The organism is Streptomyces canus, assembly GCF_030815415.1.
In the GTDB taxonomy this organism is placed as follows: domain Bacteria; phylum Actinomycetota; class Actinomycetes; order Streptomycetales; family Streptomycetaceae; genus Streptomyces; species Streptomyces canus_F.
In genome coordinates this window covers 878,275-900,332 of record NZ_JAUSWW010000001.1, presented here as the reverse complement: position 1 = coordinate 900,332, position 22,058 = coordinate 878,275, and the positions used below count along the sequence as shown (strand labels likewise).

Genomic DNA, 22,058 nt, shown 5'->3' with positions numbered 1-22,058 from the left:
GAGCAGGAGAAGTGGAGTCGGCTGCGGTTGGAGGCTGCCGAGCGGTTCACGCAGGGAGACCAAACCGAGGCCGCTGTGCGGGAGTTGCGGGTGACGGCGCGGTCGGTGCGGCACTGCCGGCGCGCGTGGGAAGAAGGCGCAACGCGTCCCGGCATCCGCCCCGAAGCGCATCCACCTCCGTGAGAGTGACCAGCTCCACGAGATAGCCAGGACCTCACTCCACGCCCTCGCGGACCTGCTGCACGAGGTGAAGACCGGAGAGCTCAGTCGCTGGGTTCCGTTCCGCACGGCGTGGGCACGATGGTCTCCGGTTCGCCGCTGAGGGCCGTGGCCGTGACCCAGCCTGTGTCGCCGCTCTGGAGTGCAAGTTGGACCCAGATCGCGCTCGTCTTGCCATGGGCGGTGACCTCTTCGCCCTGACGCGAGCAGAGCGCCGGGTAGTCGCCGCCGACAGTGATCGTACTGAGCACGCTGCCGGCCGTGTTCGGCTCGGAGCGGACCGGGGCGGACGCCTCGCCGTAGACGGTGGTGGTGCCTGTGGGTGAGGGGTCCGTCGGTGAAGGGGTGGGCTCCTGGTCCTCGGACGGGGACGGGCTGGTCTCCGTCGGGGAAGCCCCCTCGGCGGGGGCCGCGACGTAGATCGTCGCCGCTTGCCGCCCGCTCGCGGTGACCTTGTCGCCGGGCCCGGGAGACCCTTCCCCGGCCGGAGGCAGCTGCACCGAACCGTCCGGGACAGTCGTGGGAACGACAACGCGGGTGACCGTACCCTCCGACACGTCCGCCCCCTCGGAGGCGTACTGCACCTGCAGGCAGGCGGACGACAGCTTGGCCACGGTGTCCGTCACGGAGTCCCCGGCGGACACCTCCGGCAGGACGAGAGCGATATCGCCGGAGTCCGCGCAGGAGGACGCCGACGCGCTCGGTACCGGCTTGTCCTGCGGTATGTCGGAGATCGTCAGCCTGCTGCCCGGCTCGGCATCCGTCATGTCGATCCGGAGCTCGCCGCCCCGTGCCACCGCGAGTTCCTGGCCGTCGAGTGTCGGTTCGACCCGGCGGTCCGTCCGCACCAGATAAGCGGCCTCGACCAGGCCCTGTTTCGAACTGACGTACCGGAAGATTGCGGTGAGATACCCTTCGGGGCTGATTATGAACTGGTGTTCAACGCCCGCGTTCACCGAAAAAACCCCGATCGGAGTCACAAAAGATCGACCTACGCTAAAGGTGATCTTGCCTGATGAATCCAGTGTGAATGTCACCGGCGAGAATGTCGGAGTGAAGGAGACCGACGCATCGGAATCCTCACACCCCGCCGCCCCCGCCAGGCACAGCAGCATCACGCCGACTATAGGCAGACAGAGCACCTTTGATCGCACCGCACGCATGATTCCCCCGATTCCCCGTGCACGCATATCGGCTCACGCATCGTAGCGCCGCGAATCCAGATCCCACCATGAATGTTACTGATTCTCGACCGACCGATTAAATCTTCCGAATTCGAGATCAGAACAACAAGAAAGGGAAACTGGAGTTCCTCAGGTTGAACTCGTGGTGTCCGCAGGCTCCTGACGTTCCTTGATCCATGCGGTACGAGGGGATCATGCGGTTCACGCAGGGGGCCGAACCGGTGCCATCGCGCGGGAGTACACGATCCAGGGCGTGTGGCAGCTGCTGCGCCGGAATGGCTGGTCCGCCTCGATCTGTTTCGGGGACGAGGCGGGCTTTCGACGCAACCAGATCGCGCGACGCCCCAACGGCCCTACGCGGGCACCTGCCATGCTGAGCAGGTTCGAATCGATCCGCAGCACACCGTGGAGGTTCTGATGCGTGCAGGCCTCGTCGTCGCCGCGCAGCCCGGTGTGGAGGATCTGGCCGTGCAGGCCGAGGAGTTGGGCTTGCACAGTTTCTGGGTCAATGACACCCCGATGGTCCAGGGCGACGCCTTCGTCGCTTTGAGCCTGTGCGCGAAGGCCACCAGCCGCATCAGGCTCGGCATCGGCGTGACCTCACCGGCGCTGCGTTCGGCGCCGGCCGCCGCGTGCGGGCTCGACAGCCTCAACGCCCTGGCACCGGGCCGGATCATCTGCGGAGTCGGCACCGGAAACACTGCCCGGCGCACCCTGGGCATGCGGCCGACCACGGCGGCTCAGCTGGAGAACTTCACTGCCGCACTGCAGGACCTGTGCGCCGGACGTTCGACCGAGTACCGCGAAGGTGACCGGGTGCGCGACATCCGGTTCCTGCACGCCGGGGCGCACGTGAACACCGCCGACCCGATCGAGTTCGTCGTGGCCGCGCTCGGGCCGCAGGCCGCCGCCGTCGCCGGCCGTCGCGGCACCGGCCTCATCTCCTTCGGACTGCTGGACCCCACCGCCTGGCAGGCGCTGCGTGACACCCGCCGCCACGCCGCCCGGGGCGCGCCCCGCGACCCCGACGCCCCAACGGGCTCCCAGGCGGACTCCTACGTGGTCACCTCGCTCCACCTGCTCGACGAGAACGAGGACCACCACAGCGACGCGGCCCGGGATGCAACGGGCCACTCGTCCTGTCGCTGCTGGCCTACGCCGCGGACACGGCCGCCGACACACCCGCCTTCGCCGACCGACTCGGCCCCGGAGAACGCGAGGCGGTGCGGCTCCTCCTCGACCGGCGCGGCACCACCGCTACCGCGCCGGACCGGCACACCAGGCTCTACCCCAACTACCTCGGACGCATCGCACCGCAGGACCGGGACCTCGTCCTGCCCTCGCTCATGAACGCCCTGGCCCTGGTCGGCACCCGCGACGACCTCCTCGCCCGCATCGCCACCCTGGAACACGCCGGCATCGACGAACTCCTCATCCAGCCGGTGATCGACCCACCCACCGAGATGGCCCACCCTCGCGAAACTCCTCACCTGAGTGAACCCGACCGCCGCGCGGCCGTGACTTGCACACCTGCAAGACCCCAAGGCGTTTTTGACGCGGTCCGTCGCCGTGCCCTATCTCAACGCCTGAACCGGTCCCAAGTCGGCGAGATCCACCTCGGGGATATCGCAGCGAAACGAACGGTAAATCCGCGTACAGCGAGCGTCTCTCGCTCTATGGAGAGTGCCGCCCAGATCGGAAGTATCCTCGCGCTACGACGAGATAGATGGCGATGTCGTCGTCGCTGACCCGTGGAAACTGCGACTACATCGTGCGGAGCTTCTTCTCCCCAGTCGCGACACCAATTCTCGACCACTCGAATAAGCTGTGGGAGATCCCGGCCACGGGCCGAACCGCGGGTCTGACTGCGAGATCCTCGGCATGAGCAGCGATATGTCCGGCATCGGACCGGGCGCTGCGTGCGGGAACATCTTCAAGGACACGATCCCGAAGGTCAGCGCTGAGGTCCGAATGGTCACCAGCGCCGCCGGGGACGGCTGCGCGGTGGTTCGGTGGGCTGCTGTGGCCGGCGACATCGTCGTGGGTCCAGCGGGCGGGCTTTCCACTGCGAACTCCGGGGACCGTGAATCCCGGCGTGGTGGAAAGGCGGTCTGTAGCCGGCTCGGATGCCGCTCGTTGCGGGCTGGCCCTTCACCTGGACGGGCTGCGCCACCGGGGAGGCTCTTGCACCGTGGGTCCGGGCTCGGCTTTCCCCCGTAGCGACGGGCCCTATCTGTATCAGCCGGCCGGAGTCACCGTGGCCGGGCTCGTCTACGCAGGTGCTGTGAAGACGCCGGCAGTCATCGACTATGCAACATTTTTGACGGCCGAGCGCACGGCTTAAAACGGCGTGCAGTACTCGATTTCGCGGGTCTACGGAGATCGCGCAAGTCCTCACGCGCACCGATTCGGAGCTCAGCGGCATCTACGACGGGGCTGCTGCCCGCATCGTCTGAGTCATCGTGGGCCGCACTCGGTCAGTGTGCAGGCGAGGGCCTCGGTCGCGTCCACGAGTTCGTTGTCCTGCTCGGCCAGGAGACGCGGGATGATGCCGCGCTGGGCGTGCACGGCCCGGCGGGCGGCCGACTCCCACTCGACATGGTCACCGTGGCGGCGTCGGAGCTTCGGGAAGGCGGCGGCCGTGGTCTCCCATTGGTGGGCGCCGGCGATGTTCCGCAGCAGGCCCAGGATCTGCACGCGGCACGACGTCTGCGGGCGCTGGGCCAGGTCCCACAGGAAGGGGACCGTGATGGCCGTTGCCTGTCCGACGACGAAGCCGTGCCGGCAGATCCGGTGCCGCAATCGGTCCAGCGCGTTCTGCGAGGCGGACTTGTCGCCCGAGGCGATGGCGGCGAGCAGGTAGGGGATGGCGGCGGCGGATCCCGACGAGTCCTCGATGTCGCCCCAGGAGACGAGACCGACGTCGCGGAGCGTGGTGGTCTGCTGCGGCTGCGGCACGGCTCCCTGACCGTTTCGGAGCTCGGTACGCGGCTTCATGCCCGGCGCGCCCCTGTGGGCAGCATGGCCCAGACGGTCTTGTACCGGGGTGCGTGGCGGGTCCAGCCCCAGTGCTGCGCGAGGGCCTCGACGATGAACAGGCCTCGGCCGTGTTCGCTGAGCACGTTCGGCGCGTGCGCCGTGTGCGGAAGTCCGTCGCCCTGGTCGGTCACGGCGCACACCAGGTGGGCCGTGCGGCGCGTGAGACGTAGCCACACCTCGGACTCGGTGTCGTCGAGGGTGTCGCTCCTTCGGCCGTGCAGTACAGCATTGGCGGCGAGTTCGGAGACGACGGTCAGAGCGTCGTCCCGGCACTGCCCCAACTCCCACTCGCCCAGGATGCGTTCGGTGAACTCGCGCGCCTGTGCGCATCCCTCGCTGCTGCCGGGCAGGCGCAGGGCGGCGCTTCTGCCGGTGGGGCGCGAGGCGGGGGCGAGGGCCGCGGCCCGCTGTGCCGGGAGCACGGCCGGGCCAGGCCAGGGTGCGGGGCGCGCGGGTTGCGACACGGCATCTCCTGAGGTGGCGTCAGGACGTCAGATCTAGGCGCCAGCACGGATGTTGGCGACAGGGTTATTATCCACGTCGACAGCCAGTCCGTGCAATTTCACGAGAAATTGCAGGCGTGGATCGAGACAGTCATGCGCGAGGAGACTGCGGTGCCATCAGTTCCGAATGGGGTGCAAGCGAGTTCACTGGAGGTCCGCTGGACCAAGAGCCGCCACAGCAACGCCGAAGGCAACTGCGTCGAGGTGGCGTCCCTGACCGGGGGAGGCGTGGCGATGCGCAACTCTCGTGATCCGCACGGTCCCGCGCTGATCTACACGTCCGCCGAGGTCGCGGCCTTCCTGGCCGGTGTGAAGGACGGCGAGTTCGACGACCTGATGTGAAAGGTGATGCGTGCCGTCCGTACCCGGCACGGGCCCGGACATGCGCACAGCGGCCAACCGGTGCGATAATGCGGGCTGTTGCCTTCTGCCCACCGGGAGTCAGGATGCCCTCCGAGTCGCCGCGCGTCTCCCGTCTCGAGCCGTACCTGCAGCGCACCGAGCCCGCGCCGACCTTGCTGAAGATGCTGGTCGGCGTGCAGCTGGCGGGCCTGCGCGAGGACGCGGGCATGGCGCAGGAGCAGGCGGCGCGGGCCGTGGGGTTCAGCCCGGCGAAGCTGTCCCGCATCGAGGCGGGGAAGGGTCGCCGTCCACCCACCGAGGACGATGTCCGCGCGCTGTTGGACTTCTACAAGACGGAGGAGTACGAGGCGTCCGTCCTGCTGCAACTGCTGCGGCGGGCCGGTGAGCCCGGGTGGTGGCAGCGTTTCGACAAACGGTTGATGCCGGAATGGTTCGACCGACTCGTCGGGCTGCAAGAAGCGGCCGATTTCATCCGTACGTTCGAGATTCAGTACGTTCCCGGACTGCTGCAGACGCCGGCCTACACGCGCGCCGTCGTGGAGCGTGGCCTGCCCGCGGCCCCGAGCCGCGAGGTGAACCGCCGCGTGGAGCTGCGCATGAAGCGGGCGGAACTGCTGGGGCGGCCGGACGCGCCACAGCTGTGGGCGATCGTCGACGAGTCGGTGCTGCTGCGGGTCCTGGGCAGCCGCGAGATCATGCGCGAACAGCTGGAACACCTCATCACCATGGCCGAGCAGACGCGCATCGTCGTGCAGATCGTCCCCCTGGACGCGACCAACGCGTCCGCGCCGGCCATTCCGGTCACGTACCTGCGCTTCGGCGGCCTCGATCTCCCGGACATCGTCTACCTGGAGCACATCAGGAGCGCCACGTTCCTGGAGGACCGTGACGAGACCGAGCAGTACCGCGTAGCGCTCGACCAACTGGCCGACGACGCGCTCAGCCCCCGAGACTCCCTTGACCGTCTGCGCGAGACCGTCAAGCAGCGCTACGGGGGCCAGTGAGCCGGTGCCGCTCCGTCACAGGATGCGGCCGCACCCGCCGAACTCGATCCATTCCTGGGTCAGCTGACGCGGCGCCACCTCGGTGTCGGGCCGCCAGGTGGACACCTCCACCAGTCCGGGCTCGAGGATCTCCAGCCCTTCGAACCACTGCGCGACGTCCTTCTCCTCGCGCACCCGACCCCAGTGCCCCTGCGTGGCCTTGTCCATGAAGTCGGTGACGAACTCCCGCACCTTGGGGTCCTCGCTGACCAGTTGGCACATCACCAGGCAACTGCCGGGCACGAGCCGCTCGGTCACCCGCTTCACCACCGCGAGCGGGCCTTCAGTGTCGCTGTCCGGAATGCAGTGGAACACCGAGTTGAACAGCACGCCCACCGGCTGCGAGAAGTCGATCAGCCGCTGGGTGTCGGGGTGGGAGAAGATCCCGTCGGTGTCGCGCAGGTCGGCCTGGATCACGGCCGTGCGGTCGTTCTGGTCCAGCAGGGCCCGGCCGTGCACCAGGACCATCGGATCGTTGTCCGCGTACACGACGCGCGAGGTCGGATCGATGCGCTGGGCCACCTGGTGCACGTTGTTCTGCGTCGGCAGGCCGGACCCGTGGTCCAGGAACTGCCGGATGCCGTACTCCTGTGCCAGCGTCCCCACCACCCGCTGAAGGAAGCGCCGGTTGTTCAGCGCCAGCGCCCGGGTGCTGGGCACCACCTTGTCCAGTTCCTCGCAGGCGGCACGGTCGACCGCGTAGTTGTCCTTGCCGCCCAAGTAGTGGTCGTACATGCGCGCGGCCGTCGGAACCGTGGCGTCGATCTTGGTGGACAACCGCTTCCCGGACTCCATCGTCTCCCCAGTCGTGTACCGCACCGAGCTGACCGGTGCATCAGGCAATACATCCTAGGGACAAGGCACTTGGCGCATCCACCGTCTCTACAAAGTCCAGGGGTTCAAGGACTCGTACTGCGACATGGAAAAAGAAGAACCGTGGCCACTGCTCCTCTGGCGTGCCGATGACCGGCCCCGCCCTTGCCGGCCAGGTGGCGATCTGTCCGTCGCAGGCCCCGTCTGGGATGCTGAAGGCCAGGCTCGACAGGGGGGCGGACGGTGTTTACGGAACCTATGGCGCGAGCCGTTGTAGAACCTGCAGTACTCCAGCTGCTACGGCGATACCCCCGTGGCAGGTCGTTCTCCACGACGGTCTCATTCGGTGGGGACGACTTCAGCATGTGCGCCCACGTTCGGGCGCAGTGGGCGGCACCCGGGCAGGTGAAGATCGCACTGGCCTGTTGGGTCGTCAACATGGACACCGCGCGCTATTTCGGTGACAACCCACCCGCCGAGAAGGAGATGTTCCTGCCGCCGGAAGGCACAGCGCAGTGGGACGAGGAGCTGACCAGCCGCGTGATCGGCCACCTCGCAGCTCGAATGAACGCTCTTGCCACCGCGCGGCCGACCACCGACGAACACCTCACCATCACCGTGCCTCTCGTCCTGACGTAGTCCGTCGGCGGCGGCTGTTTCGAGCGCACGGCACCGTTCCGGCCGCGCCGCTCGGGCTTCTTGACCGGACATCCTGCGTCAGGACGGCCGGTTGTCCCACGTTTCGTTGGTGTGCGGGGCGTTCTTGGTGAAGGAACTGTCCACGAATGCGACCAGGGCCATGGTGTCGGCGTCGGGCTCCTCCTTCGCCGGTCGATGGGTGATCGTTCGGGGCAGCATCACCAGCGCAGTGGTCCCCTGTTGCTCGTGGGAGGGGCGTAGCTGAACGCGGATGCCGTGTCGGTCGGCCAGTCGGCCCACCACGAAAAGGCCCATGCGCTGGGAGAGCGCGGCGTCGACGGTGGGCGGGTCGGCGAGGATGCGGTTGATGTCCGCGAGTTCGTCGTGGGGCAGGCCTATTCCCTGGTCGTGTATCTCGAGGATGGTCCGGCCGTCGGGCAGCCGTGCGGCGGTGATGTGGACCGGGACGTGCGGGGAGGAGAAGGCCGCGGCGTTCTCCAGGAGTTCGGCGAGCAGGTGGACCAGGTCGTTGATGGCGCGGCCGTCGATCTGGGCTTCCGGGATGCCGGAGAGCTGGATGCGCTCGTACTGCTCCACTTCCGAGACCGCGGCGCGGACGACGTCGACGAGAGGCATGGGCTGGTCCCACTGCTGGGCGGGGTTCTCGCCGCTGAGCACCAGGAGGTTTTCGCCGTTGCGGCGCACCCGTGTGGCGAGGTGGTCGAGGTGGAAGAGGTACTCCAGCTGGTCGGGGTCGGCTTCTCTGCCCTCCAGGTCGGAGATCATGGCGAGCTGGCGCTCGATGAGGGGCTGGCTGCGGCGCGCCAGGTTGCCGAGGATGGTGTTGATGTTGGCGCGCAGCAGGGCCTGTTGAGCGGCGAGCCGGACGGCTTCGCGGTGGACGTGGTCGAAGGCGCGGGCGACTTCGCCGATCTCGTCCGTGGTGGTGATAGGGATGGGTTCGACGTCGGAGTCGACTCGGCCCGGGATGGTGCGGGTGAGCTGGGTCAGCCGGGCCGGCAGCCGCTGTGCGGCGATGGCGTGGGCGGAGGTGCTGAGGCGGCGCATGCTGGTGCTCATCGTGCGGGCCACCCAGTTCGCGAGGAGGAAGGCGACGAGGATGGAGGTGAGCACGAGCGCTGCGTTGACGATGGCGTCGTTGCGGGCGTCGTCGGCGATGTCGTGGGCTTCGGACAGCGCGGTGCCGGTGAGGTACACCTCGACGCTGCGGTAGGCGTCGAAGCTGAGGGTGGAGGCGGCGAAGAACGTCGCGGGCGTGATGCCGCGTTCGGTGAGTTGTGTGGCGGTCGCGCCGGAGGCGATGGCGCTGGTCATGGTGTCCAGACGTGGCGGGGGGACGAAGGTTCGCCCGGCGGCCTCGGCCTGCGTCCGGGCCTCTGCGATCTGCTGCCGCCCCTTCACCTCCGCGTTCGCGAGCGCCTTGCGCAACCGGGCCACGTCGTCGGTGCCGGCGAAGCCGGCGTACTCCTGCAGCGCGACCTGCTCGAGGTAGACGTAGGAGCTGAACGAGGCGAGCTGGGACTGGAGTTCACCCGGGGCGAGCTTGCTGCGGTCCTCGACGAGGAGGTGCGTGCCGATGGCGCGGATCAGTGACTCGGCCGCCTGGGTGAGTGAGATGGCGTACAGGGTGCGGCCGAAGGTGGCCTGGCTGCTGATGCCGAAGCCCAGTTCGTTGGAGATTTCCATCAGCGGGTGCTGGACGGCGTGGTAGCTCTCCTCGGTCTGCACGCCGGTCAGGTTGGCGGTGAAGGCGTTGGCGCGTACCGCGGCGAGGCGCTTCTCGCCCGCGCGGACGAGTTGGACCCGGCGCTCGAGGCTGGCGGTTCTCGGCATGCGGGCGACCGCCTCGTCGAACCTCTTTGCGTCCTGGTCGGTGATCTGCCGGGCCTTGGCGACGGTGTCCGAGTCGCGCTCGCCTTTCACCAACGGGATGACGGAGACATCGCGTTCGTTGATGGCGTCGCTGGCGTAGGTGTTCGCCGCCTGGACCAGTTCCGCCACACGGACCGCGTCCTTGGCCGTCTGCCAGGTGTCGACGGAGCGTTTGACGCGCACGCCGCCGAGGACGAGGGCGACGAGCACAGGGATCAGCAGGATGGCCTGAAGCTTTTGGGCCACACGCAAGTTGCGGGCATGGAATCTTCGGCCCGTGGCAGTGGGGGTGTGCGACACGGTCGTCCTATCGGCTCGGATCCGCCTCGCGTTCGACACTCTCCACAACGAGACGGTCACAGTGCGTTGTTCAGATCGGATCGTTCCGATGTGTAGCACTCTGCTTCCGCTGCTGACCCGGATTTCACTGAAGCGGTACACAGTTGAGCTTTCAAATGACAGTCGGTGCCGTATCAGGCAACGTTCGCCTCGTAGTTGGGGACGCGACTCACGCCCTGGGTCTGCCTGGGGGTCTGCGAGAATCGGCGGATGCTGAGCATCGGAACGATCGTGATGGGGGCCACCGATGTACGGCGGGCCGCGGAGTTCTGGAGTCGGGCACTGGGCTACGTCCCTCGCGATGGTGAGGTGAAGGATGACTGGGTGGTACTGGTGCCGGCCGACGGCTCCGGCGCCGCACTGGCTCTCGACCTCAGTACGACGCCCGTGCAGGAACACCCGAGAGTCCACCTCGACCTTTATGCAGGCGACGCCGCCGATCAGGAAGCCGAAGTGGCACGACTGATCTCCCTGGGCGCTGAACGCGTCGACTGGGACTTCTATCCGGACGACGCCGACTTTGTCGTGCTCGCCGATCCGGAGGGCAACCGCTTCTGCGTCATCGACACCAGTCACGGCTGACGGACACGGGGCTCAGGTGGGGAGCGAGTGCGAGTGCGTGAGATCGACGATGACGAAGGCAGACGGCTGCTTCGGATCATCCACCGGGGCACCGGGTCGGTGGTGACCTGGCTGCGGCCCCAAATGGTCCTGCTGTCCGCGCAGGGCATGCCCGTGGCGAAGATCGCCGAGGTGTCGTTCCAGCGACGACCGGGTCCGGGACGTGATCCACTGGAAGTCCCGTACCGCGGTGGCCTGGCGGGACTGCTGGAGCGATACGGATCGGAAGCCACGCGCCGTCTCCGCTGTTCGGGCGAGGACCTGCCGCCGGCAGCGCACCGAGGGCCCTGTGCCGTACCGCAGCGGGAGAGTGTCTCTTCGGCCCCGGCGGCGGGTGTGCGGGTAGGAGACCGTCCGCGTCAGGGGGTGAAGATCTGCTCAAGGTGGTCGATGGCGCCGTCCGCGCCGAGGTGGTACTCGAAAACCAGGCCGCTGTCGGGGTGTGCTTCCAGCCAGTCCAGGAACTCCTGGACACCGATGGGCTGGTTCTCGGTGCTCGCCACGATGGGGTTGGTGACGGTGATGTACGCCGCCTGATCCAGGGGCAGATAGGTTTCCTTGCCGACTGTCTCGAACGGCGCGCCGTCGGAATCCGGTGTGCCGCAGCCCCAGTTGCCGTGCCGGATGATCAGGCTCAAGGACCCGCCCTCGGGCGTGTAGCGGTAGACGGCGATCTCGTCGGGCGAGATGGGCATCTTGTGGTCGCAGCCGTCGTCTTCGCCACCGGTCCCGGCAGCAATCGGCGAGCCCACGGCCGATGCCGTCGGTGATGCCGCGGATGCCGAGGGAGAGGGCACCTTGCCGTCGGGCGACGACGAGACCTTCCCGGCGGGCAGCGCTGTGGCGGACGAGGTCGCCCCGGTGCTGTTCTCCCCCTTGGCCGGTGAGGGAGTGGCGGCCGCCGCCGTACCCTCCGCATCCGAGGACGTGGGGGAGCAGGCGGCGAGCGCCAGGACGCCAACTGCCCATGCACTCAGGGCGAGCGTCCGGAACGCGATCCGTCTGCGGCGATGCGTGATCATCATGATGTGTCCCCCATGGTGGTGGCAGCGGCTGCCTGCGTAGCCGCGTGAGCTGGAGAGACCATATTCAGCCACACCGTGGCGCTTTCGATCACCCTGACGCCGTCCGTTGCGAACCGGTGACCAGACCCGCGCAATAAGCGAGACCGGCTGCCCCCAAGACCTCTTCCGGGCGCCGGGTTCGGCGGTGTGGATGAGGAGGGTGAGACCGGGTTCGTCGTCCACGGCCGAGCCGTGCCAGGCCAGGGTGAGCTCGCCGACGATTGCGTGATGGAAGCGCTTGACGCCGGTGCCGTGACGGCGGACGTTGTGGGAGCCCCAGCGGGTGCGGAAGGCGTCGCTGCGCGTGGACAGCTCGCCCACCAGGTCGTGGAGATCTTGTCGTGCGGCTCTCTGCGCCCCCACGCTCACCACCCTGCCTCCACGAGCCGTGCCTCGCAGACGTCGGAAGCCCACCACCACCATCGACCACAACAAGGCCACTCGGTCCTGGGCGTGCGCGCGCGAGCTGCGAAGGGCTCCCGCACCCATCAATACTTGGCTAGCCACACGATTGCTGCTACGTTAGTCATGTGGCCAGCCACACTTTATCTTGACTTCCCCCACAGAACTGAGGAGACCTCCATGGTGCGCCCTCAGAGGGGGCCGTACTGCCTTGGAGGAACGACCCCATGTCCCACAAGAACTCTCAAGTGAAGCCTCCGATCAATCAGCGCGTGCTGATCCTCGGCATCACCCCTGCCGCGCTTTCGCCGGACGATTTCCCGCCGGGGGTGGCGACGCTCGAGGAGCTGGTCGCCTTGAGGAAGCGCACCTGGGCTGCGATCCAGGCCACCGGAGTCGACGCCGAGGAAGGTTATGTCAGCCTGGACCCCGACGAGGCTGAGGCCGAGCTGCGCCGACTGTTCGACGGGCATGCGTTCGGCGTGGTGCTCATCGGTGGCGGCATCAAGAATGTTCCCGAATACACCGTTCTGTTCGAACGGATCGTCAACGTGCTCATCGACCTCCAGCCCAACATACGGTTGAGCTTCAGCTCACATCCGACGAACGTGCCCGAGGCGCTGCAACGCTGGCTCAAGAGGTCCTGACAAGGCATCTCACGGAGCTGGGCGCAGGCCGCTGGGCGCGGGGCGGGGGATGAGGCAGGCCGAGGCCGTTGACGACTTCGCGGACGTCGTCGCGTAGTTCCCCACTGCCCATCCGACGGTAGGCGCCGTAGGCGCGCCCCCACCCCGTCGACGCTGATCCGCCCTCGCGAGCGGCTCGAACACATCGCCGCGAAATCCGAACCTGACCAAGCCCTGCCTCTCGTGCGTCAAGTCTTGAACCGGCGGGAGGGGTGTTGACGCATCAACGGTTGGATCTCGGATCTCGGCGGCGCCCATCCCGCATGCGCCGCCCCGCACAGCGGGAGCTCCCACCGCAGAAGTGATCAGTCCGAGCCCCGAGTAGGAGCCACACATGTTTGAAGGATTCGAAGACCGTTATGCCGATGTGAACGGCACCCGGCTCCACTACGTCATCGGCGGCGAAGGCGAGCCGCTGGTCCTCATGGACGGGTTTCCGCGAACCTGGCACGGCCTCCACAAGATCATGACCCCCTTGGCCGAACACTTCCGCGTCATCGCCGTGGACTACCGAGGTCAGGGAGACTCGGACAAGCCCGAGGGCGGCTACGACAAGAAGAACATGGCAAAGGACGTCTACGAACTGGTCCGCGGCCTGGGCTACGAGCAGGTGAACATCGCTGGTGCCGACATCGGTGCGATGGTCGCCTACAGCTTCGCCGCCAACTATCCGCAGGCCACCAAGAAGCTCGCACTGTGGGAAGGCGCACCCTTTTCGCAGATGTTCCAGGACTTCGCCAAGCCGTTCCCCGGGCCCGGTGATCTGAACCTGTGGATATACCCGTTGAGCCAGGTCGAGGGGCTGCCCGCCAAGCTTCTCGCGGGCCGGTTTCGGCACGTGATCGACTGGTCGGCCGAGCACCTCGCGCTCCACCCGGAACGGATCGGCGAGGAGAGCCGGGCCATCTACGCGCAGGCGTACGACACGCCCGAGGCGCTGAGTGCGGGGTTCGGCGTATTCCAGACCTTCCACCAGGATGTGGTCGACAACGACTCGTATCCCCCGCTGGAGATGCCCGTCTTGGCTATTGCCAATCAGGGCGCCGACTTCATGCGGCCGATGATGGAAGGCAAGGCCAACGACATCCGCTACAGCGGCATCGAGGACAGCGGCCACTTCGTCGCGGAGGAGCAGCCGGAGGCACTGGTGGCCGAACTGGAAAAGTTCTTCGGCTGACTCCCCATAGAGCGAACGGCTTGCGTCGCAAGCTCCCGGAGCTGGCATCACGTACGCAGGTCGGTATGGGCTCAAATGCGGAGATGGCCTCCGCGCGGGACCTGCCGGCGCAGCAGCCGGAGTCCTTCATCCGTATCACCTACAGCGCTGCAGCGCACTCAGCTGCGCGAAGGCCCGTGCCGAACGGAGCCGGGCTCCGGGGCTGCCGGGCCAAGCGAGCCCGTCCCCGTCCCCGTCGCCGGCCAAGCTGCACATCGAGGGCGGCCGCAGCATCCGCGTCCGGATCACCGTGGACTCCACAAGCTCCTACAGGCCGACGGCGCTCATGTCGGCGGCCGCCACTGACCCGCCTCCCATCCCCCCACCACTGACCTGATGGAAAGTGAGACCTCCATGGCCACTACCCTCCCCGTCCTCGTCGTCGGCGCGACCGGCTCCCTCGGCGGCAAGGTCGTCGACGAACTGCTCAAGCGCGGCAAGAACGTCCGCGCCCTCGTCCGGCCGACCACCGACGCGAGCAGGCTCGATAGCCGGGGTGTCGAGATCGCCCGCGGCGACATGCTCGACCTCGACTCGCTCGTCGCCGCCATGAACGGCGCCGACGCCGTGATCACCACCGCCGCCGGCTACACCCGCGGCGGCAAGAACGCGCACGACATCGACACCGTCGGCAACGCCAACCTCGCCGAGGCCGCCCACCGCGCCGGTATCCGGCGGTTCGTTCTGACCAGCATCCTCACCAGCGACCAGACGCCCCAGGTCCCGCACTTCTGGCACAAGAAGATCGCCGAGGACAAGCTCGAACAGCTCGGCGTCCCGTTCGTCGCACTGCGCCCGGGGGCCTTCCTCGACCAGATCGCGACCATGGCGGGCGACCCCATCGACAAGGGCCGCCTGACGTGGATCGGCAAGAGCAGCGTCCCGCTGACCTTCGTCCACACCTCCGACCTCGCGGCCTATCTGGCGGCCGCCGTCGATGCCGAGGCGGACAACGGTGAGCGCATCGACATCGGCTGGGACCGTCCGGTCAGCATGCGCGAGATGGCCGACCTCATGGGCGACCGGGCCGGAAAGAAGATCAAGGTGTGGGCCGTCCCCTCCGTCGTCGCCCGCGCCGCAGGAGCCGTCGCAGGCCGCTTCATGCCGCTGGTCAAGGACATGGCCGCGATGTTCGCCTGGTTCGACACGGGCCGCTACGTCGCCGATCCCCGCCGCCAGGAGCAGCTGTTCGGTCCCGTCCCCACGGCCGAGGACGCCCTCGCCCGGTACACCGACGAGCTGGTCACGACACGGCACCGGTGAAAGGCCCGTCCCATCCCTCTCCGCCCGGCGGCCTGACCGGGACGCCTTGAGCCTGTCCCTCCTGATCGCGAACCGCCCCGTCAACCGTTCCGGCCGAGTCGAACGGTTGACGGGGCGGTTCGCGGGCTTCCCCAGCCGGTATGAGGGGCCCGAAGCCCTGCGGAGCCGACTTCACTGGGTGTCTTCCATTGACGTTCAGATGTCCGCAACTGACTGAGCGATTCGCCGAATGTCGACAGAAGATCGAAGAGGTGCTGCGGCGACCGCCCGCGGGCGGGCCGCAACGTGGCGATGGCGACCCTGCGGGTCGTACTCGATAGGTAAGGAACTGGCATGGACAAGCGTGCAGCGTCTGCGGGCGCCGTCTCCGCGACGATGCGAGCGGTCGTCGTCACTCGGCCCGGCGGCCTGGATGCCCTTCAGATCACCACGGTGCCGATGCCCGAGCCGCAGCCCGGATGGGTGCGCATCAAGGTGAAGGCGTTCGGCGTCAACGAGTCCGAGGTCACCACCCGAAAGGGTGAGTCGGACGCGGAGGTCACCTATCCGAGGATCCCCGGCATCGAGGGCGTCGGTGTGGTCGATCAGGCCGACGAGGGCAGCGGGCTGCGGCCGGGGCAGCAGGTGGCGACGATGATGGGCGGCATGGGCCGGTCCTTCGACGGCGCGTACGCGCAGTACGTGACCGTCCCCGCGAGGCAGGTCATCCCGTTCGAGACGGGCCTCCCGTGGGAAGTGGTCGGCGCGCTGCCGGAGATGTTCCAGACCGCCTACGGCTCCCTCGCCGCGGGCCTCGGTCTGCAGGCGGGGCAGACGCTGCTGATCCGCGGCGGCACCTCCACGGTCGGACTGAGCGCGGCCACGATCGCGAAGGACCTCGGAGCCACCGTGCTGTCCACCACCCGCAGCCCGGACCGGGCCGGGGAACTGCGGGCCATCGGCGTCGACCATCCGCTGGTCGACAACGGCACCATCGCCGACCAGGTGCGGGAGCTGATGCCGGACGGCGTCGACGCCGCACTGGAACTGGTGGGCTGCTCGGTTCTCGCCGACACCTTCCGCACCGTCCGCCGCCACGGCACCGTCTGCTTCACCGGAGCCCTGGCAGGCCAGTGGACGATCCCCGACTTCACCCCGTTCATGATCCCCAGCGGGGTGCGGCTGACCAGCTACGCGGGCGGGGCCGCCGACCTGCCCCCGCAGGTGTTCCAGCAGCACCTGCAAGACATCGCCGCCGGACGGCTCAAGACCCCGGTCGCGAAGGTCTACCACGGCCTGGAGCAGGTTCGCGATGCCCAGGCCGACGTCGAGGCCGGCACGACGCCGGGCAAGCACGTGGTGCTGCTCGGCGACTGAGAAACACACCCACCCACTGAGAACCACACCCCTCCGCCGCCGGTCGGAGTCGGCCGACCGCGGCACGCACGAAAGGGAACCGTCATGGGCGTCAACAAGGAAGAAATCAGCAAGACCATCCTGGAACTGGAGAAGTCCTTCAACGAGCGGTGGAGCGTCGGCGACAACCGCGGCTACCTCGACAACTACGCCGAGGACATCAGCTACTTCGACCCGATCGAAAAGGACCTGATCGTCGGCCGTGACGCGACCATCGCCCACATCGAGGCGATCTACTCCAACCCGCACATCGTGCGCAACGAGTACCTGAACCCGGTTGTGCACGTCAGCGACGGCGGTGACTTCGCGGTCCTGGCCTACAACCTGGACACCTACGTCCTCGACGACAACGGCAACGAGCGGCAGCTGCGCGCCTGGAACGCCACCGAGGCGTACCGGCTGATCGACGGCGAGTGGCGCATCGTGCACTCCAACTGGGCGTTCGCACAGACCGCGACAGACGCGATCGCGTCCTGACCGGGAAACCCCCGGGCAAGCTCGCTGCGACCGCCGGCGTCTGCGGCTCGGGCAAGTTCTCGCTCGTCCTCGGCAGCCCGAGCATCGCCTGGCCCCGGAAGCGCAAGCTTGTGCCGCGCCCGCCTCACATGCCGATCCCGCCTTCGCCGGCCGCGAAGGCGGCCGGGGTGAGACCGGTATGGCCACGGAAGAAGCGACCGAAGTTCGCGGGATCGGTGAACCCGAGATGCACGGCCACAGCCCGGGCGTCCCAACCGGCACCTCCCAGCAGACGCCGCGCTTCGAGCAGCCGCCGCTCGTCGATGACCTCACGCACCCCCTTGCCGACGGCGTCCCGGGCCGCGCGGCTGAGGGTACGAACCGAACATCCGAGCAACTCGGCATAGTCCGCAGCCCGGTGAAGCTCCCGGAAGTGCAGCTCCAGGGCGTCCACGAACCGTGCGTAAGTGTCGCGGCGGCCCGTGCCGTCCGCAGCCGCGCCGGTAAGGGTGACATCCGGGGAGTTGGCAAGGCGCAGCAGCAGCGATTCGAGCAGACTGCGCCGCAGGGCGTGGTGGACATCGAGCCGGCGCCGCCCCAATGCACGGTGTTCGTCCAGGAGTTGGAGCGCCGTCTGCCGCAACCAGGCCGCGTCATCGGGGTGCGGGCTCAGTACGGCAGGGGCCTCGTGCGCGGTGAGCGGGGCCAGCAGACGGGCGGCATCGGACGTCAGCACGTCCGGCTCGAACAGGATGAACAAGCCGCGTACGGCACCCGGCGGATGCCAGCACTGCGCATGCCCGGGACGGACCCACAGCCACTGGCCGCAGGCGACGGTCCGCGTGACGTGGTCGACGTCGTGGAGCAGCTCGCCCTCGGTGACGAGGATCAGGTAGTGGAAGGTGGCACGGCCCGGACGGGGCGGGTTCCACGGCCAGTCGTCGTGCTCGGCGAAGAAGTCCTCGACGGTGCTCACCTCAAGGCCGTACGGAGTGCCGACCGGGGGCTGGAAGCCGTACAGCGGAACTGCTGCCTCAACGGCCTGCCCGCTGCGTCCGACGCGGGCAGACTGCCTGGAGTGTCGCTTACTGACCATCACGTGTCCGCAGTTTACCCGCCGTTTCGCCCGTATCGCTGGAAAGGATGGAGGGTGCCGTCCGCGCCCATGGCCGACGCCTCTGCCCGCCACCGCCCGAGAAAGGAAACACTCATGAACGGAACGACCCTGCAGACGTTCGCCGCCGAGTGCGCGGAGGGGCTTCCCCGAACCGAGCTGGAACATCCCTTCGGCCCGGACTGGGAGGTTTTCAAGGTGGGAGGCAAAGTGTTCATGCTGATGACCGAGGTGCCCGGGCGCTCCGTCGTGATCCTCAAGGCGGACCCCGGCGAGGCCCACGCCCTGCGGGAGCAGTACAGCCAAATCACCCCCGGCTACCACATGAACAAGAGGCACTGGATCACGCTGGAGGGCGGGACGGGCGTCGACCAGAAGCTCGTCAGGGAGCTCGTCACCGACTCCTACCTGCTCGTCGTCGCACACCTGCCCAAAGCCGAGCGGCCCGTCGACCCGCACACCTACGGCACCAGCGCACGGATGGCCCGGTGAGCGCGGCCGGTGACCGCCTCCAGGACACCGCCCGACAGGCGGCCCTCGCCCTGCCCGACGTCAGCCACGGCCGCCCCTTCACCCCGGGACTCGACGTGTACAAGGTCGCGGGCAAGGTGTTCCTGATCGTCACCGATGACCCGGACGAACAGATCATCACGGTCAAGTGCGAGCCCGAGCACGCGCGGGCACTGGAACGCGGCTACGCCTCGATCACCCCGGGCCGCTATCTCGACAAGAGGCACTGGGTCTCGCTGGGGCCCGGGCGGGGCATCACGAAGCAGCTGGTCAACGATGCGGTCGAGCAGTCCTACGACCTGGTCGTCGACGGTCTGCCACACGGCGAGCGCCCGCATGGGCCGGCTTTTGACAAGGCTGCGACCGACAGCGGGTGAGGCCGGCTGTGCGACCAGAGTCCTGACCGAAGTTCCATCCGCTGGGGTGACGCCAAAGCCTTCAGCAGTGGTCGCGGTGTGGCGCGCGCGACGTGCCCGAGATGCCCGGGGCTGCGCCGCGGAAGTTCCGCCGATGGCCTCAAGGAAGTCCACCGCAGGAGAACGACATAGCGACGGCGGTCCGGGGTTGGGAGCGTCGGCAGCACAGTGGCGCAGATCGTTGTGCCGGACGCCGTGATCGCCCCCGCGGCCACGGACCCGAAACCGGGACCGCGCGCCACCGCCCTGCCGAGCGCCGGTCGCGTCAGCACGTTGTGCCGCGTCGCACCGCCATGTACGGACCGTGCCCGCCGACATGCGCAGGTCCCTGGGGCCCTCGACGACGGACGGAACATCAAAGCGCAGCACCCCACACGTCGGCACGCCGTGCACCCACGCCGTTCACCGGCCGAGACCGGTGCTCCGGCATAGCTCGCCCCCTCTCCCTCAGATTTTTCTCTGATCGCTGGGCGTGACCACTTGCCATTGACCGACGACCACTCTATGGTCGTACGAACGTAAGACATACGAACGTAATTCAAAGCAGGGGAGACAGTGATGGCGACAACTCGGCCGGTGGCACTCGTGACAGGTGCCTCATCGGGGATCGGCAAGGAGACGGCCCGCGCCTTCGCCGCGAAGGGCTTCGAGGTGATCGGAACCGCTCGCAACACCGCGCGAGTCACCGCGCCCGCCGGGGTGACCTACCTCGACCTGGACGTGACCAGCGACGAATCGGTCGCCTCCGTGGTCAAGCAGGTGATCGACCGGTTCGGGCGCATCGACGTCCTGGTCAACAATGCCGGCGTCGGCGCCAACGGCGCGGCCGAGGAGTTCTCCGTCGCCCGGACGCAGGAGGTCTTCGACGTCAACGTCTACGGCATCATGCGGATGACCAAGGCGGTCCTGCCGCACATGCGCGCTCAACGGCGCGGACGCGTCATCAACGTCTCCTCCCTCAGCGGGTTCGTCCCCAGCCCGTTCATGGCCATCTACACCTCGACCAAGCACGCGGTCGAGGGCTACTCCGGCTCGCTGGACCACGAGGTCCGCGAGCACGGCGTGCGGATCCTGCTCGTCGAGCCCGGCCCGATCAACACCCCGTTCGGGGACCACAGCGTGCAGGGCGACACCCCATTGCCGCTCTACGCGTCGGGACGGCGCACCTTCGACGAGGTGCTGGCGAAGAACACCAGCGGCGGCGACGATCCCGCCACCGTGGCCAAGGTGATCGTCGCGGCGGCCACCGACCGGAACCCGAAGCTGCGGCGCACCGCCGGCTCTACGGCCGCGAGCATCAGCGTGTTCCACCGCGTCCTTCCGGCCCGGGTCTTCGACCGCATTGTCCGCAGGTTCAACCGGATGCCGAACTGACCCTCACCTCTCACCTGCCCGAACCCCGTCCGAAAGTGACGGCGCGTCATCCACGAGGTGATCGCGGAGGCGGTGAAGGCCGGCGAGGGCCCCGCCCTCGTCGCCAAAGCGATTGCCACCGCGGCCACCGACAGGGAAGCCCAAGCTGCGCCAACGGCCGGGACCGGGTCGTGGTCATCTACCCCAACGGCACCCACAAGGCGGCCCTGACCAGCACGGACGGCCTCGCCTCACCCTCCGCGACCGCGGTCCGCGGCGACCAGCTCTCATCACCGACGGTGGGGTCCCCGAGCCCCATGACCCGAAGCTGCAAACCGCCAGGATCAACGTTCCCGCTCTCCTTGCCGGCGCGGCACACTGACCTGGCCAGCGGCAGCCGGGGCGCAGGTCCCGGCTGCGACGGAGGAACACACAAGTGCGGTACGCGAAGGAACACAAGCAGGAGACACGGCAGCGGATCATCGCGACGGCGGGCCGCCGACTCAAACGGGACGGCATCGACGGCTCCGGGGTCGCCACCCTCATGAAGGACGCGGGCCTGACCGGCGGCACCTTCTACGCCTACTTCGACTCCAAGGACCACCTCGTCGCCACCGCCATCGCCGACCAGATGCGCGCCCAGCACGCGACCATCGTCGCCCAGGCCGCACCCGGCCGTGCCGGCCTCGAACAGATCATCCGCTGGTACTTCTCCCCCCAGCAGCGCGACACCATCGAGGACGGCTGCCCCAACGCCGCCCTCCTCGACGAGATCGCCCGCGCCACCGACCCCACCCGACAGGCCTACACCCACGGCGCCCTCGTCCTCATCGACGGCTTCGCCGCCCGCCTGGCCCCCCAGGATCCACCCTCGGCACGCCTGACGTCACTCAGCCTCCTCGCCATGATGGCCGGAACCCTCCAACTCTCCCGCGCCCTGACCGACCGCCAACTCGCCGACCAACTCCTCGAACAAGGCATCCGCAACGCCCTCGCACTGATAGACACCGAGCGGCACAACTGATCGCTTCAGCCGGTGACTTGTGTTCCATGTCGGGGATGCTGAAGTCGACGATCCCGGCCCAGCGGAACTCCGGTGAAGACCATCCCGGTCGGGATCAGTCCCGCCCCCGGTGCGAATGGCTGCGGCCGCGCTGGCATCACCAGGATCACCTCGCCCTTGCTCACAACAATGCCCCGACACGAGGCAGTTCACATGACCGCGGCTCGTCGCCTGCCGCCTGAATTTGTGGACCGACCGACGGCCCCCTTCTCCCTACGGAGCTCTCCGTGTTCATCGCCTATGCCATCGTCGCCGTCGTCCTGTACTTCCTGGGAGCCGTGATCACACACCTCCGCGGAGGCGACAAGAAGGGGAGCGCCACCCCGGGCGCCATCATGCTCCTTGCCGTGGTGCCGCTGGTGCTGGGGTTCGCCACGCTCTGATCGTGCTCCACGAACGCGATCAGCTGGCGCCGGGGGCTGGAAAGTGACTGGTGAAGCAAGCACCGCAAAACCAGTGACAGC

21 protein-coding genes and 3 pseudogenes are annotated in these 22,058 nt (G+C 68.0%); 16 read left to right on the top strand and 8 right to left on the bottom strand.

The features are described 5' to 3' along the window. Nucleotides 1-263 precede the first annotated feature (263 nt). On the bottom strand, nucleotides 264-1,175 hold the full coding sequence (locus QF037_RS04245; protein ID WP_307021931.1) for an SH3 domain-containing protein: 912 nt from the start codon (nucleotides 1,173-1,175) through the stop codon (nucleotides 264-266). A gap of 645 nt (nucleotides 1,176-1,820) precedes the next feature. Between QF037_RS04245 and QF037_RS04240 the strand changes: the two are divergent. Further along, nucleotides 1,821-2,897 (top strand): annotated as a pseudogene (locus tag QF037_RS04240) (LLM class flavin-dependent oxidoreductase). A 963-nt stretch (nucleotides 2,898-3,860) separates the two neighbouring features. Here QF037_RS04240 and QF037_RS04235 read toward each other — a convergent pair. Together QF037_RS04235 and QF037_RS04230 are read right to left on the bottom strand one after the other, a co-directional pair. Then, nucleotides 3,861-4,361 (bottom strand): hypothetical protein, encoded by a 501-nt coding sequence (locus QF037_RS04235; protein ID WP_307021929.1) that lies wholly within the window; start codon nucleotides 4,359-4,361, stop codon nucleotides 3,861-3,863. 35 nt (nucleotides 4,362-4,396) lie between these two features. Further along, complete coding sequence (locus tag QF037_RS04230) at nucleotides 4,397-4,906, bottom strand: ATP-binding protein (RefSeq protein ID WP_307021927.1); 510 nt, start codon at nucleotides 4,904-4,906, stop codon at nucleotides 4,397-4,399. 150 nt (nucleotides 4,907-5,056) lie between these two features. Here QF037_RS04230 and QF037_RS04225 point away from each other — a divergent pair, with 150 nt between their 5' ends. Next, nucleotides 5,057-5,287 carry a DUF397 domain-containing protein gene (locus QF037_RS04225; protein WP_307021925.1) on the top strand — a complete coding sequence of 77 codons (231 nt, stop codon included), beginning with the start codon at nucleotides 5,057-5,059 and terminating at the stop codon, nucleotides 5,285-5,287. 104 nt (nucleotides 5,288-5,391) lie between these two features. Beyond that, on the top strand, nucleotides 5,392-6,312 hold the full coding sequence (locus QF037_RS04220) for a helix-turn-helix domain-containing protein (protein WP_307021923.1): 921 nt from the start codon (nucleotides 5,392-5,394) through the stop codon (nucleotides 6,310-6,312). Between the two features lie 15 nt (nucleotides 6,313-6,327). Here the strand turns inward: QF037_RS04220 and QF037_RS04215 are convergent, their stop codons facing one another. Further along, nucleotides 6,328-7,146: an SAM-dependent methyltransferase gene (locus tag QF037_RS04215; protein WP_307036976.1), complete on the bottom strand. Its 819-nt coding sequence runs from the start codon at nucleotides 7,144-7,146 to the stop codon at nucleotides 6,328-6,330. Between the two features lie 381 nt (nucleotides 7,147-7,527). Between QF037_RS04215 and QF037_RS04210 the strand changes: the two genes are divergently transcribed. Next, the gene (locus QF037_RS04210; RefSeq protein WP_307021921.1) at nucleotides 7,528-7,803 is read left to right on the top strand and encodes a hypothetical protein; all 276 of its coding nucleotides are present in this window, start codon (nucleotides 7,528-7,530) and stop codon (nucleotides 7,801-7,803) included. Between the two features lie 78 nt (nucleotides 7,804-7,881). Here the strand turns inward: QF037_RS04210 and QF037_RS04205 are convergent, their stop codons facing one another. After that, nucleotides 7,882-9,942: a sensor histidine kinase gene (locus tag QF037_RS04205; protein ID WP_307021919.1), complete on the bottom strand. Its 2,061-nt coding sequence runs from the start codon at nucleotides 9,940-9,942 to the stop codon at nucleotides 7,882-7,884. A 303-nt stretch (nucleotides 9,943-10,245) separates the two neighbouring features. On the opposite strand from QF037_RS04205, the gene QF037_RS04200 reads away from it, so the two are divergent. Next, nucleotides 10,246-10,617, top strand: coding sequence for a VOC family protein (locus QF037_RS04200; protein ID WP_307021917.1), 372 nt, complete (start codon nucleotides 10,246-10,248; stop codon nucleotides 10,615-10,617). 27 nt (nucleotides 10,618-10,644) lie between these two features. Further along, nucleotides 10,645-10,828 (top strand): annotated as a pseudogene (locus tag QF037_RS04195) (IS630 family transposase); the annotation flags it as partial. A 187-nt stretch (nucleotides 10,829-11,015) separates the two neighbouring features. Here the strand turns inward: QF037_RS04195 and QF037_RS50880 are convergent. Beyond that, nucleotides 11,016-11,681, bottom strand: a complete 666-nt coding sequence (locus tag QF037_RS50880; RefSeq protein ID WP_373463661.1) for a hypothetical protein — start codon at nucleotides 11,679-11,681, stop codon at nucleotides 11,016-11,018. A 168-nt stretch (nucleotides 11,682-11,849) separates the two neighbouring features. Continuing rightward, nucleotides 11,850-12,073: pseudogene (locus tag QF037_RS04190) on the bottom strand (MmyB family transcriptional regulator); the annotation flags it as partial. 276 nt (nucleotides 12,074-12,349) lie between these two features. On the opposite strand from QF037_RS04190, the gene QF037_RS04185 reads away from it, so the two are divergent. From QF037_RS04185 to QF037_RS04165, 5 genes are all read left to right on the top strand, one after another. After that, nucleotides 12,350-12,769, top strand: a complete 420-nt coding sequence (locus tag QF037_RS04185) for a hypothetical protein (RefSeq protein WP_307021914.1) — start codon at nucleotides 12,350-12,352, stop codon at nucleotides 12,767-12,769. Nucleotides 12,770-13,142: 373 nt separating this feature from the next. Continuing rightward, nucleotides 13,143-13,985, top strand: coding sequence for an alpha/beta fold hydrolase (locus QF037_RS04180; RefSeq protein WP_307021912.1), 843 nt, complete (start codon nucleotides 13,143-13,145; stop codon nucleotides 13,983-13,985). Nucleotides 13,986-14,378: 393 nt separating this feature from the next. Further along, on the top strand, nucleotides 14,379-15,287 hold the full coding sequence (locus QF037_RS04175; protein WP_307021910.1) for an SDR family oxidoreductase: 909 nt from the start codon (nucleotides 14,379-14,381) through the stop codon (nucleotides 15,285-15,287). Nucleotides 15,288-15,662: 375 nt separating this feature from the next. Beyond that, nucleotides 15,663-16,643 (top strand): alcohol dehydrogenase catalytic domain-containing protein, encoded by a 981-nt coding sequence (locus QF037_RS04170; protein ID WP_307036975.1) that lies wholly within the window; start codon nucleotides 15,663-15,665, stop codon nucleotides 16,641-16,643. Nucleotides 16,644-16,727: 84 nt separating this feature from the next. Continuing rightward, nucleotides 16,728-17,159 carry a YybH family protein gene (locus tag QF037_RS04165; protein ID WP_307021909.1) on the top strand — a complete coding sequence of 144 codons (432 nt, stop codon included), beginning with the start codon at nucleotides 16,728-16,730 and terminating at the stop codon, nucleotides 17,157-17,159. A gap of 124 nt (nucleotides 17,160-17,283) precedes the next feature. Here QF037_RS04165 and QF037_RS04160 read toward each other — a convergent pair whose 3' ends face one another. Then, complete coding sequence (locus tag QF037_RS04160) at nucleotides 17,284-18,114, bottom strand: helix-turn-helix domain-containing protein (protein WP_307021907.1); 831 nt, start codon at nucleotides 18,112-18,114, stop codon at nucleotides 17,284-17,286. Between the two features lie 234 nt (nucleotides 18,115-18,348). Between QF037_RS04160 and QF037_RS04155 the strand changes: the two genes are divergently transcribed. From QF037_RS04155 to QF037_RS04135, 5 genes are all read left to right on the top strand, one after another. Further along, nucleotides 18,349-18,744 carry an MmcQ/YjbR family DNA-binding protein gene (locus tag QF037_RS04155; protein WP_307021904.1) on the top strand — a complete coding sequence of 132 codons (396 nt, stop codon included), beginning with the start codon at nucleotides 18,349-18,351 and terminating at the stop codon, nucleotides 18,742-18,744. Then, nucleotides 18,741-19,139 (top strand): MmcQ/YjbR family DNA-binding protein, encoded by a 399-nt coding sequence (locus QF037_RS04150; protein ID WP_307021902.1) that lies wholly within the window; start codon nucleotides 18,741-18,743, stop codon nucleotides 19,137-19,139. Before QF037_RS04155 ends, QF037_RS04150 begins: the two co-directional genes overlap by 4 nt. 597 nt (nucleotides 19,140-19,736) lie before the next feature. Then, entirely contained in the window at nucleotides 19,737-20,552 is an 816-nt protein-coding gene (locus QF037_RS04145; RefSeq protein ID WP_307021900.1) for an oxidoreductase, read from the top strand. A 415-nt stretch (nucleotides 20,553-20,967) separates the two neighbouring features. Next, on the top strand, nucleotides 20,968-21,555 hold the full coding sequence (locus tag QF037_RS04140) for a TetR/AcrR family transcriptional regulator (RefSeq protein ID WP_307021898.1): 588 nt from the start codon (nucleotides 20,968-20,970) through the stop codon (nucleotides 21,553-21,555). Between the two features lie 266 nt (nucleotides 21,556-21,821). Beyond that, nucleotides 21,822-21,977 carry a hypothetical protein gene (locus QF037_RS04135; RefSeq protein WP_307021896.1) on the top strand — a complete coding sequence of 52 codons (156 nt, stop codon included), beginning with the start codon at nucleotides 21,822-21,824 and terminating at the stop codon, nucleotides 21,975-21,977. Nucleotides 21,978-22,058: the final 81 nt, after the last annotated feature.

Coding starts and splice junctions, on each gene's coding strand:
- QF037_RS04220 (WP_307021923.1), top strand. CDS start 5,392: ATGCCCTCCGAGTCGCCGCGCGTCTCCCGTCTCGAGCCGTACCTGCAG.
- QF037_RS04215 (WP_307036976.1), bottom strand. CDS start 7,146: ATGGAGTCCGGGAAGCGGTTGTCCACCAAGATCGACGCCACGGTTCCG.
- QF037_RS04210 (WP_307021921.1), top strand. CDS start 7,528: ATGTGCGCCCACGTTCGGGCGCAGTGGGCGGCACCCGGGCAGGTGAAG.
- QF037_RS04200 (WP_307021917.1), top strand. CDS start 10,246: ATGCTGAGCATCGGAACGATCGTGATGGGGGCCACCGATGTACGGCGG.
- QF037_RS50880 (WP_373463661.1), bottom strand. CDS start 11,681: ATGATGATCACGCATCGCCGCAGACGGATCGCGTTCCGGACGCTCGCC.
- QF037_RS04185 (WP_307021914.1), top strand. CDS start 12,350: ATGTCCCACAAGAACTCTCAAGTGAAGCCTCCGATCAATCAGCGCGTG.
- QF037_RS04180 (WP_307021912.1), top strand. CDS start 13,143: ATGTTTGAAGGATTCGAAGACCGTTATGCCGATGTGAACGGCACCCGG.
- QF037_RS04175 (WP_307021910.1), top strand. CDS start 14,379: ATGGCCACTACCCTCCCCGTCCTCGTCGTCGGCGCGACCGGCTCCCTC.
- QF037_RS04170 (WP_307036975.1), top strand. CDS start 15,663: ATGCGAGCGGTCGTCGTCACTCGGCCCGGCGGCCTGGATGCCCTTCAG.
- QF037_RS04165 (WP_307021909.1), top strand. CDS start 16,728: ATGGGCGTCAACAAGGAAGAAATCAGCAAGACCATCCTGGAACTGGAG.
- QF037_RS04155 (WP_307021904.1), top strand. CDS start 18,349: ATGAACGGAACGACCCTGCAGACGTTCGCCGCCGAGTGCGCGGAGGGG.
- QF037_RS04145 (WP_307021900.1), top strand. CDS start 19,737: ATGGCGACAACTCGGCCGGTGGCACTCGTGACAGGTGCCTCATCGGGG.